10 protein-coding genes are annotated in these 9,845 nt (G+C 72.4%); 8 read left to right on the top strand and 2 right to left on the bottom strand.

Translation table 11 applies throughout. The features are described from left to right. Positions 1-277 precede the first annotated feature (277 nt). Complete coding sequence (gene recO, locus ACSW7Y_RS13550; protein ID WP_438126778.1) at positions 278-1,117, top strand: DNA repair protein RecO; 840 nt, start codon at positions 278-280, stop codon at positions 1,115-1,117. Next, the gene (locus ACSW7Y_RS13545) at positions 1,114-1,911 is read left to right on the top strand and encodes an isoprenyl transferase (RefSeq protein ID WP_438126777.1); all 798 of its coding nucleotides are present in this window, start codon (positions 1,114-1,116) and stop codon (positions 1,909-1,911) included. Before recO ends, ACSW7Y_RS13545 begins: the two co-directional genes overlap by 4 nt. A 67-nt stretch (positions 1,912-1,978) precedes the next feature. Here ACSW7Y_RS13545 and ACSW7Y_RS13540 read toward each other — a convergent pair whose 3' ends face one another. Further along, a complete protein-coding gene (locus ACSW7Y_RS13540) occupies positions 1,979-2,890 on the bottom strand; it encodes a LysR family transcriptional regulator (protein ID WP_438126776.1) in 912 nt (303 codons plus the stop codon). 70 nt (positions 2,891-2,960) lie between these two features. Here ACSW7Y_RS13540 and ACSW7Y_RS13535 point away from each other — a divergent pair, with 70 nt between their 5' ends. From ACSW7Y_RS13535 to ACSW7Y_RS13520, 4 genes are all read left to right on the top strand, one after another. Then, complete coding sequence (locus tag ACSW7Y_RS13535; RefSeq protein ID WP_438126775.1) at positions 2,961-4,010, top strand: aminotransferase class V-fold PLP-dependent enzyme; 1,050 nt, start codon at positions 2,961-2,963, stop codon at positions 4,008-4,010. Positions 4,011-4,124: 114 nt separating this feature from the next. Beyond that, positions 4,125-5,510: a glycine--tRNA ligase gene (locus ACSW7Y_RS13530; protein ID WP_438126774.1), complete on the top strand. Its 1,386-nt coding sequence runs from the start codon at positions 4,125-4,127 to the stop codon at positions 5,508-5,510. 168 nt (positions 5,511-5,678) lie between these two features. Next, positions 5,679-6,413: a DsbA family oxidoreductase gene (locus ACSW7Y_RS13525; protein WP_438126773.1), complete on the top strand. Its 735-nt coding sequence runs from the start codon at positions 5,679-5,681 to the stop codon at positions 6,411-6,413. Continuing rightward, positions 6,410-6,628 carry a hypothetical protein gene (locus tag ACSW7Y_RS13520; protein WP_438126772.1) on the top strand — a complete coding sequence of 73 codons (219 nt, stop codon included), beginning with the start codon at positions 6,410-6,412 and terminating at the stop codon, positions 6,626-6,628. Before ACSW7Y_RS13525 ends, ACSW7Y_RS13520 begins: the two co-directional genes overlap by 4 nt. Before the next feature lie 44 nt (positions 6,629-6,672). Here the strand turns inward: ACSW7Y_RS13520 and ACSW7Y_RS13515 are convergent, their stop codons facing one another. After that, on the bottom strand, positions 6,673-7,158 hold the full coding sequence (locus ACSW7Y_RS13515) for an aminoacyl-tRNA deacylase (RefSeq protein WP_438126771.1): 486 nt from the start codon (positions 7,156-7,158) through the stop codon (positions 6,673-6,675). A gap of 47 nt (positions 7,159-7,205) precedes the next feature. On the opposite strand from ACSW7Y_RS13515, the gene dusB reads away from it, so the two are divergent. Both dusB and ACSW7Y_RS13505 read left to right on the top strand, forming a co-directional pair. Further along, a complete protein-coding gene (gene dusB, locus ACSW7Y_RS13510) occupies positions 7,206-8,360 on the top strand; it encodes a tRNA dihydrouridine synthase DusB (RefSeq protein ID WP_438126770.1) in 1,155 nt (384 codons plus the stop codon). Then, entirely contained in the window at positions 8,357-9,646 is a 1,290-nt protein-coding gene (locus ACSW7Y_RS13505) for a deoxyguanosinetriphosphate triphosphohydrolase (protein ID WP_438126769.1), read from the top strand. The genes dusB and ACSW7Y_RS13505 overlap by 4 nt, the downstream gene beginning before the upstream one ends. The last annotated feature ends 199 nt before the right edge of the window (positions 9,647-9,845 follow it).

Raw genomic sequence — 9,845 nt, 5'->3', positions numbered from 1 at the left:
CCGCTGCGAACACTGCGCCCCACCAGGACGGGCGCGGTGTTCCTCACGGGGCGCGATGCGCGGGCGGGCGACGGGCGCGCGACGACGGTCGCGCCGAGAACGAGCGCGCGACGACGCCCGCGCCGCGAGCGGGCCCCTTCTCTCCCGCTCGGCGCGGCGGGCGCCGCTCACCTCCCGCTCGCTGGATGTGAGCGGCGTGTCGCGTCCGCTCGGCGGGAAGGGACGGCGCCGCGCGCGCCCGGCGCGCAGCGTCGGTGGACCGGGGGATACTGGAGCAATGCCGCTGTACCGGGACGAGTGCGTCGTGTTGCGCACCCACAAGCTCGGTGAGGCCGACCGCATCGTCACGATGCTCAGCCGTCAGCACGGCAAGATCCGCGCGGTCGCGAAGGGCGTCCGGCGCACCGCGTCGAAGTTCGGCAGCCGACTCGAACCGTTCATGGTCGTCGACGCGCAGTTCTACGAGGGCCGGTCGCTCGACATCGTGACCCAGGCGGAGTCCCTCGGATCGTACGGGGCCCAGATCGTCGCCGACTACGGCTCGTACACGGCCGCGAGCGCGATGGTCGAGACCGCCGACCGACTGAGCGAGGCGGACGCCGGACTCCAGCAGTACCTCTTGCTCGTCGGCGCGCTCCGGTCCCTGGCCCGTGGGGAGCACGCGGCGACGGCGACGCTCGACTCCTACCTGCTCCGGGCGATGAGCATCGCGGGGTGGGCGCCCTCGTTCGGTGACTGTGCGGTGACGGGAGAGCCGGGGCCGCACTCGGCGTTCGTCGTGCAGCTCGGCGGCGTCGTCGCGGACCACGCAGCACCTCCCGGCACTCCACGGCTCGACCCGGTGACGCTCGGACTGCTCGGGTCCCTGCTCGCCGGCGACTGGGGCACGGTCGACGCCGCCGACGAACGCACCCGCTCGCGGGCGTCCGGCGTGGTCGCGGCGTACGCGCAGTGGCACCTGGAACGATCGCTCCGGTCGCTGCCGCACGTCGACCGCACCGAGCACCCGGCCCCGGTCGCGCCGACCCCGGGCGGTGTCCCGGCAGCCGTGGCGGCCACCCCGACCCCCGCGGTGCCCACCCCGACCGCCGCCGACACCGAAGGAACCACTGCATGAGCCCACGCCGGTACGCCGAGTCCGAGCCGCTCCGACCCGTCGACTGGACGGGGGAGCAGCCGCCCGCGATCCCCGCGCGGTTCGTGCCCGAGCACGTGGCGATCGTCATGGACGGCAACGGCCGGTGGGCGAACCAGCGCGGCCTCACCCGGGTCGAGGGGCACAAGGCCGGCGAGGCCTCGCTGCTCGACGTCGTCGCCGGCGCGGTCCAGATCGGGGTCAAGCACGTGTCGGCGTACGCCTTCTCGACGGAGAACTGGAAGCGCTCTCCGGAGGAGGTACGGTTCCTCATGGGCTTCAACCGCGAGGTCCTGCACCGCCGTCGCGACCAGCTCAACGCGTGGGGAGTGCGGATCCGCTGGGCCGGTCGCGCGCCGAGGCTCTGGCGCAGTGTCGTCGACGAGCTGCAGACCGCGGAACGGATGACCGCCCACAACGACGTCTGCACGCTGACCATGTGCGTCAACTACGGCGGCCGGAACGAGATCGTCGACGCCGTCCGGGGCTTGGCCGAGGACGTCGCCGCCGGGCGCCTCAAGCCGAGCCAGGTGACCGAGAAGGCCCTCGCCAAGCGCCTCTACGTGCCCGACCTTCCGGACGTCGACCTGTTCCTCCGGAGCTCGGGGGAGCAGCGCACGTCGAACTTCATGCTCTGGCAGTCCGCGTACGCCGAGATGGTCTTCCTCGACCGCCTCTGGCCGGACTTCCGCCGCACCGACCTGTGGGGAGCGATCGAGGAGTACGCGCGCCGCGACCGACGCTACGGCGGTGCCGTGGACGCGCCCACCGCCTGACGGGAGGTCCGTGGCGGCGCCGACCCGCGCCTCCCGTCCGACCGGTGTCGCGCTCGCGCCGGCCCCGTCAGCCGAGCAGGTGGGCGGCCGTGCCGACCGCGTCGAGCGCAGCGCCGACACTCGGCACCCGCTCGGCACCCCGGGCCACGACCACCTCGACGCGACGGGCGAGCTCGTCGCTCGCCGGCGTCACCGCGACGCCCGGCGGCACGACCGTCGTGGTGAGCGCGAGCCGTGGCAGGAGCGCGACGCCCAGGCCCGCCGCGACGAGCCCGACGACGGCGGCCGCGTTGTCCGTCTCGAGCACGAGGTCGGGGGTGAAACCGGACGCCGCGCACGACGCCAACAGGTGTCCGCGGCAGCGCGGGCAGCCACCGATCCAGCGTGCGTCCCGCTGCAGTGCGAGGTCCGCGACCGCCTCCGCGCAGCCCGTGCCGGCCGGTGTCACGAGTGCCAGCGGATCCCGTCCGAGGACTCGCGCCGAGAGCGTCGGGTCGGCGAGCACGTCGTCGTCCTGCGGCGCGTGCGAGAACGTGATCGCGACGTCGACCTCGCCTCGGCGCAGGAGCTCGACGGCCTCGGGCGGTTCGGCCTCGACGTACGAGGTGACGACACCCGGGCTGTCGGCGGCCATGGTCGCCAGCACGGCGGGGACGAGCGTCGACGAAGCACTCGGGAACCCGGCGATCCGGACCCGTCCGCGGGCGAGTCCACCGACGGCGTCCAGGTCCTCGCGTGCTGCGGTCAGGGCGGCCTCGACCGACAGGGCGTGCTCGGCGAGGACCCGCCCGGACTCCGTCAGGGTGACGCCCCGCGCCCCGCGGAGCACCAAGTCGTGCCCGAGTCGTCGTTCCGCCCGCGCGAGGAGCTGGCTGACGGCCGGCTGGCTGTACCCGAGCGCGCCCGCGGCTCGGCTGATCGACCCGCCGTCGCGGACGGCGCGCAGGACACGGAGGAGTTGGGGATCGAGACCGTCCACAACGCCATGTTATGGGGGAGTGAAGGAAGCTGCCCTGGTGTGATGGACCGGGCGACGCCACGGTGGGGGCATGGACTCCTTCGTCGACGGTTCCGGGTACCTCGCGGCCTGCACTGCCGGACTCCCGACCCACGGCACGCTCGCGGCGATGCGCGCCGACCTCGACGAGTGGAGCCGAGCGGCATCGTCCCTGGTGGCCTACGGTGCGCTCGTCGAGGAGGGCCGCGCGCTCTTCGGCCGCATCGTCGGCGTCGAGCCCGCGCGGGTGGCGACCGGTTCGCAGACCTCCGCGATGGTCGCGGTCGTCGCCGCTGCCCTGCCCGACGGAGCCGAGGTCGTCGTCCCCGACGGCGAGTTCAGCTCGGTCGTCTTCCCGTTCCACGCCCAGGCACACCGCGGTGTCCGGATCCGGAGCGTCCCGCTCGCACGACTCGCCGACGAGGTCCGGCCCGGGACCGCGCTCGTCGCGTGGTCCGCGGTGCAGTCCGCGAGCGGCGCGGTCACCGACCCGGCGCCGGTGCTCGACGCGGCCCACGCGGTCGGTGCGCGGACGCTGTGCGACCTGACGCAGGCGGCCGGGGTGCTCCCGGTGAGCGCGGCGCCGTTCGACGTGACCGTCACACACGCCTACAAGTGGCTCTGCGCTCCGCGCGGCGTCGCGTTCGCCACCTTCTCGGACGTCGCGCTCGAGCGACTCCGCCCCGTGCAGGCCGGCTGGTACGCGGGTGCCGACGTGTGGTCGTCCTGCTACGGCCCCACGATGCAGCTGGCCGACGACGCCCGGCGGTTCGACGTGTCCCCGGCGTGGCAGGCCTGGCCCGGGGCGGTCGCCGCCCTGCGGCACCTCGCCTCCGTCGACCCGGCATCGGCCTGGAGGCACGCCACCGGACTCACGGACCGGCTCGCGGACGCGCTCGGGTCACCCCGGAGCGGTCAGGCGATCACGACGTTCGTGGACCCGGCGGGTGCGGCGCTGCGTGCGCTCACCGACGCGGGCATCACGGCGAGCGGGAGGGCCGGTCGGCTGCGCCTGGCGTTCCACCTCTGGAACGACGACGAGGACGTGGCCCGCGTCGTCGACGTGCTCGGGGGACTGCCCGGCTTCACCCCTGTGGGGTGAGACGACCTGTCCACAGCTGCCGCGCCTCCCGTCCGCCGACGGCCGAGAGGCCGGTACGCTTGCCCGGTACCTTCCCGCACCGGGCACCCAGTCCGGCGACCCATGGAGTCCCTCTTGGCACAGTCCTCCCGTCTCGACAGCGTCATCGCCCTGGCCAAGGGCCGTGGCTTCGTCTTCCAGTCGGGGGAGATCTACGGTGGATCCCGCTCCGCATGGGACTACGGGCCCCTCGGCGTCGAGCTGAAGGAGAACATCAAGCGCCAGTGGTGGCAGCGGTTCGTCCGCGGTCGCGGCGACATGGTCGGCCTCGACTCCGCCGTGATCCTGCCGCGCAAGGTGTGGGAGGCCTCGGGTCACGTCGCCACCTTCACCGACCCGCTCGTGGAGTGCCTGCACTGCCACCACCGCTTCCGTGAGGACCACCTGCTCGAGGCCTTCGAATCGAAGAAGGGCCGGAAGCCCGAAGGCGGCATGGCCGAGATCGCGTGCCCGAACTGCGGTACCCGCGGCGAGTGGACCGAGCCGCGTGAGTTCTCCGGCATGCTCAAGACCTACCTCGGCCCGGTCGAGTCGGAAGAAGGGCTGAACTTCCTCCGCCCGGAGACCGCGCAGGGCATCTTCGTCGACTTCGCGCAGGTCGTCACGACGAGCCGGCAGAAGCCGCCGTTCGGCATCGGGCAGGTCGGCAAGGCCTTCCGCAACGAGATCACGCCCGGCAACTTCATCTTCCGCACGCGTGAGTTCGAGCAGATGGAGATCGAGTACTTCGTGCCGCCGGCCGACGCCGAGACCCACTACGAACAGTGGATCGCCGACTCCGTCGCGTTCTACACCGACCTGGGCATCGACCCCGAGAACCTCCGCCGCTTCGACGTGCCTGACGGCGAGCGTGCGCACTACTCCGACGCGACCGCCGACATCGAGTACCGCTTCGGCTTCCAGGGCTCCGAGTGGGGCGAGCTCATGGGTGTCGCGAACCGCACCGACTTCGACCTGAAGAACCACATCGAGGCCTCCGGCAAGGACCTCCGCTACTTCGACCAGGCGGCCAACGAGAAGTACGTGCCGTACGTGATCGAGCCGTCGTTCGGTCTCACCCGCGCGCTCATGGCCTTCCTCATCGACGCCTACCACGAGGACGAAGCCCCGAACGCGAAGGGCGGCGTCGACAAGCGCACGGTCCTGCGGCTCGACCCGCGCCTGGCCCCGGTCAAGGCCGCGGTGCTGCCGCTGTCGCGCAACGAGCAGCTCTCGCCGGTGGCCCGTGGGCTCGCCGACGACCTCCGCAAGCACTGGAACGTCGACTTCGACGACGCCGGTGCGATCGGCCGTCGCTACCGCCGTCACGACGAGATCGGCACGCCGTTCTGCATCACGGTCGACTTCGACACACTCGACGACCAGGCCGTCACGGTGCGCGAGCGCGACACGATGAACCAGGAGCGCGTCTCGCTCGACCAGCTGCAGGGGTACCTCGCCGCGCGGCTCCTCGGCGCGTAGCGCGCGGCGACCCGACCCGACGCGGCTGCGGCTGCGGCTGCGGCGTGCTCGCATCGAACCACGGAACCGACATCGAACCAGGGCCTGCGCTCGGTTCGATGTCGGTCCCCTGGTTCGATCGTGACCGCGACCTCGGAATAGTCCCGTCCGGCCGGCGTTGGAGCCGCTGTGAACGATTCAGTGAAGGTCGATGTCTGGTCGGACATCGCGTGCCCCTGGTGCTACATCGGCAAGCGGAAGTTCGAGTCCGGCGTGGCCGCGTTCGCCGCGTCGGGTGATGCCCGTCCGGTCGAGGTCGAGTACCACTCCTTCGAGCTCAGCCCGGACACCCCGGTCGACTTCGAGGGCACCGAGGCCGAGTTCCTCTCCGGCCACAAGGGCATGCCGGTCGAACAGGCGCAGCAGATGCTCGACCACGTCACCGGGATCGCGAGCTCGGTCGGGCTCGCCTACGACTTCGAGGCGATGCACCACACCAACACGGTGAAGGCGCACCAGGTCATCCACCTCGCCAAGGAGCACGGCAAGCAGCTCGAGATGGTCGAGCGCCTGTTCACCGCCTACTTCGAGCGTGGAGAGCACGTCGGACAGGACGAGTCGCTCGCCGACCTCGCGGCGGAGATCGGTCTCGGCCGCGACGAGGTCCTGGCGACCCTCCGCGACGACACCCAGCTCGCCGCGGTCCGTGCCGACCAGGCGCAGGCGCAGGCGTTCGGCATCAACGGCGTCCCGTTCTTCGTCATCGACGGCAAGTACGGCGTCTCCGGCGCACAGGACCCGGCCGCGTTCGCGCAGGTCCTGCAGCAGGTCGTCCAGCTCCGCGAGACCACGCCCGAGGAGCTCGCCGAGGCGGCGCAGCGCGCCGAGGACGACGCCCGCGCGGATGCGGAGGCGACCCGATGACGGCCCTGCGGCCGACCGGCGCGGTCGAGCCGCGCCTCCAGGCCGCCCCGCCCGTGTCGGTGCCCGACGCGCTGACCGGTTCGTTGACGATGATCGGCCGGGAGGCACGCCCCGCCCTGCTGGCGCTCGTCGCCCCGGGCGGTGCGCCGGTCTGCGACGGCGACACGTGCTCCGTCCCGGGTGCCGAGGGGATGTGGACGGAAGTCCCGGACTGACCGCCCGCGTCCGACCGGCGGCGACCGACCGGCGGCAGTGGTCGTCAGCCGCGGGTCGGCTCCTCGTCGGTGATGTCGGCGACCGTGGCGTCGTAGGCGGCGACGAGCTCGTCGGCGTCGACGAAGGCGCTCGCCCCGTGCCGCCCGGCACCCAGTGCGACCCGGCGACCGAGGATCCGCTCGTCGGCGTACACCGGCAGGTCGCCCGTCGCGCCGATGGGCGTGATGGTGCCGCGTTCGTAACCGGAGGCCTCGAGCGCCGTCGCGGCGTCGGGCATCGAGAGCTTGTTCACGCCCACGACGGTGCGGAGCTTCTTCCACGCGATGCTGCGGCCGCCGGGGACGAGCGCCAGCAAGAAGCCGCCGTCGTGCCGCTTCACGACGAGGGTCTTGACGATGTCGCCCGGTTCGATGCCGAGGAGCCCGGCGGCTTCCTCGAGCGAGTCCGCGGCGGGCCGTTCGAGGACCTCCACACGGAGCCCGCGGGCGGTGGCGTCGGAGTCGAAGCGGGCGATCGCGGTGTCGGTCATGTGGAGAACGCTACCGGCGCGCACCGACGTGGGAGAATGAGGAACGTATGACGATCACACAAGCGCCTCCGAAGGGTTTGCGCATCGGCCCGATCGAGGTCGAGGCGCCGGTCGTGCTCGCGCCGATGGCGGGCATCACGAACATGGCGTACCGCCGGCTCTGCCGTGAGTACGGCGCGGGCCTGTACGTCTGCGAGATGATCACCTCGCGGGCGCTCGTCGAGCGGACCCCGGTGTCGATGCAGCTCATCCAGCACCACGAGTCCGAGACCCCGCGGTCGATCCAGCTGTACGGGGTCGAGCCCAACACCGTGGCCGAGGCCGCGACGATCCTGGTGGGCGAGGACCGTGCCGACCACATCGACCTCAACTTCGGTTGTCCCGTGCCGAAGGTCACCCGCAAGGGCGGCGGTGCTGCGCTGCCGTGGAAGCTCGACCTCTTCAAGGACCTCGTCGAGAAGACCGTGCGCGCCGCCGGTGACGTCCCCGTGACGGTGAAGATGCGCAAGGGCATCGACGCCGACCACCTGACCTACCTCGACGCCGCCCGGATCGCCCGCGACGCCGGTGTGGCCGCGATCTCCCTGCACGCCCGTACGGCGAACGAGCACTACTCGGGCCACGCCGACTGGTCCGCGATCACCACGCTGAAGGAGACGATCACCGACATCCCCGTCCTCGGCAACGGCGACATCTGGTCCGCCGCCGACGCGCTGCGGATGGTCGACGAGACCGGCTGCGACGGCGTGGTCGTCGGGCGCGGCTGCCTCGGCCGTCCGTGGCTGTTCGGCGACCTCGCAGCGGCGTTCCGGGGCGAGGACGTCCGGGCGATGCCCACCCTCGGCGAGGTCGCGGTCGCGTTCCGCCGGCACGCCGAGCTCCTCGTCGAGTTCTTCGGCTCCGAGGACCACGGCTGCCGCGACGTCCGCAAGCACGTCGCGTGGTACTTCAAGGGGTACCCGATCGGCGGCGACGTGCGCTCGGGTCTCGCGATGGCGTCCTCCCTGCAGGAGATCGACGACCTCCTCGGCAAGCTCGACTGGACGGCCCCCTACCCGGGCGCGGACGTCGAGGGCCCCCGTGGGCGTGCCGGTCACCCGAAGCGGACCGCCCTGCCCGACCGCTGGCTCGAGTCGCGCGACGTCGACGCCGAGTTCCGCAAGGTGCTCGCCGCCGCCGAGCTGCACCACAGCGGCGGATGAGCGCCACCGCCTCGTACGGTCCGGCCGATGCCGAGCGCTGGCTCCCCGAGCAGCACTCGAACCGTCGCTCCGACTTCGCCCGTGACCGCGCCCGGCTGCTGCACTCGAGCGCGCTCCGACGTCTCGCCGCGAAGACCCAGGTGCTCAGCCCCACGACGGGGCTCGACTTCGCGCGGAACCGGTTGACGCACTCGCTCGAGGTCGCCCAGGTCGGCCGTGAGCTCGCCGACTCGCTCGGCCTCGACCCGGACGTCGTGGACACCGCGTGCCTGGCGCACGACATCGGCCACCCGCCGTTCGGACACAACGGCGAGACCGCGGTGAACGCCTGGGCCGCGGACATCGGCGGCTTCGAGGGGAACGCGCAGACCCTGCGACTCCTCACCCGTCTCGAGCCGAAGGTCTACGGCTCCGGGCCGGACGACGACCGCGCGTACGGGTTGAACCTGACGCGGGCCTCCCTCGATGCGAGCTGCAAGTACCCGTGGCCGGCGTCCCAGGGCGTGTCCGAGTCGTCCTCCGGGCGCACGAAGTTCGGGTTCTACGACGACGACCACGCGGCGTTCGAGTGGCTGCGCGCCGGGGCTCCCCGTCGGCAGCGCTGCATCGAGGCGCAGGTGATGGACCTCTCCGACGACATCGCGTACTCGGTGCACGACTTCGAGGACGCCGTCGTCGCGGGCTTCATCGACGTCGCGGCGCTCGGTGACCGGGTCGGCGAGAACGACATCGTGACCGCCATGCACGCCTGGGTCGGGGACGACCTCAGCCGCGAGGAGCTGCTCGAGGCCTTCGACCGGCTCCGCTCGCTGCCCCTGTGGATGACGTCGTACGACGGGTCCCGACGAGACCTGGCGCGGCTGAAGAACCTCACCTCGCAGCTCATCGGGCGATTCGCACGCACGGCGACGGCAGCGACGCGGGAGTCCTACGCGTCGGGGTCGCTCGTGCGGTTCGCCGCCTCGGTCGTCACCCCGCCGGAGATCATCGGCGAGATCGCGGTCCTCAAGGGCATCGTGGCGGCGTTCGTGATGACGCACGGCGACCGGCAGCCCGTGTACGAGGAGCAGCGTCGGGTCCTCACCGAGCTGCTCGACGCCCTGGCCGCGACGGGGAGCGCGGACCTCGAGCCGGGCTTCGCGGCCGACTGGCGTGCGGCGGCCGACGACGCCGGACGGCTGCGCGCCGTGGTCGACCAGGTCGCGAGCCTGACCGACCAGGGTGCGCTCGCGTGGCACCGGAGGTTCGTCGTGGGAGAGCAGGAGCGGGCGCACATCCCCGTGTGAGCCGGGCGCACGGCGCGGTCGGCCTGCTCGGTGCGAGGTCGTCCACACGGTGCGGCGGAACAACCTGCCACCGTGCGCACGACGTCGCACCGTCCGGCGCACCGGACGTCCGGTGCCGTGCGACGGTGCGCCGGTCCCCGGTGCGTTGGTGCCCGGTACGCCGGCGGCCGGTGCCGGCCGGTGCCGGCCGGTGCCAGCC

Source organism: Curtobacterium flaccumfaciens (assembly GCF_051548005.1).
GTDB lineage: Bacteria > Actinomycetota > Actinomycetes > Actinomycetales > Microbacteriaceae > Curtobacterium.
This window is presented reverse-complemented; position numbering and strand designations above follow the sequence as displayed.

Excerpts from the sequence above, each read along its gene's own strand:
- ACSW7Y_RS13505 (WP_438126769.1), top strand. The coding sequence starts at position 8,357 with ATGAGCGCCACCGCCTCGTACGGTCCGGCCGATGCCGAGCGCTGGCTC.
- recO (WP_438126778.1), top strand. The coding sequence starts at position 278 with ATGCCGCTGTACCGGGACGAGTGCGTCGTGTTGCGCACCCACAAGCTC.
- ACSW7Y_RS13520 (WP_438126772.1), top strand. The coding sequence starts at position 6,410 with ATGACGGCCCTGCGGCCGACCGGCGCGGTCGAGCCGCGCCTCCAGGCC.
- dusB (WP_438126770.1), top strand. The coding sequence starts at position 7,206 with ATGACGATCACACAAGCGCCTCCGAAGGGTTTGCGCATCGGCCCGATC.
- ACSW7Y_RS13535 (WP_438126775.1), top strand. The coding sequence starts at position 2,961 with ATGGACTCCTTCGTCGACGGTTCCGGGTACCTCGCGGCCTGCACTGCC.
- ACSW7Y_RS13545 (WP_438126777.1), top strand. The coding sequence starts at position 1,114 with ATGAGCCCACGCCGGTACGCCGAGTCCGAGCCGCTCCGACCCGTCGAC.
- ACSW7Y_RS13515 (WP_438126771.1), bottom strand. The coding sequence starts at position 7,158 with ATGACCGACACCGCGATCGCCCGCTTCGACTCCGACGCCACCGCCCGC.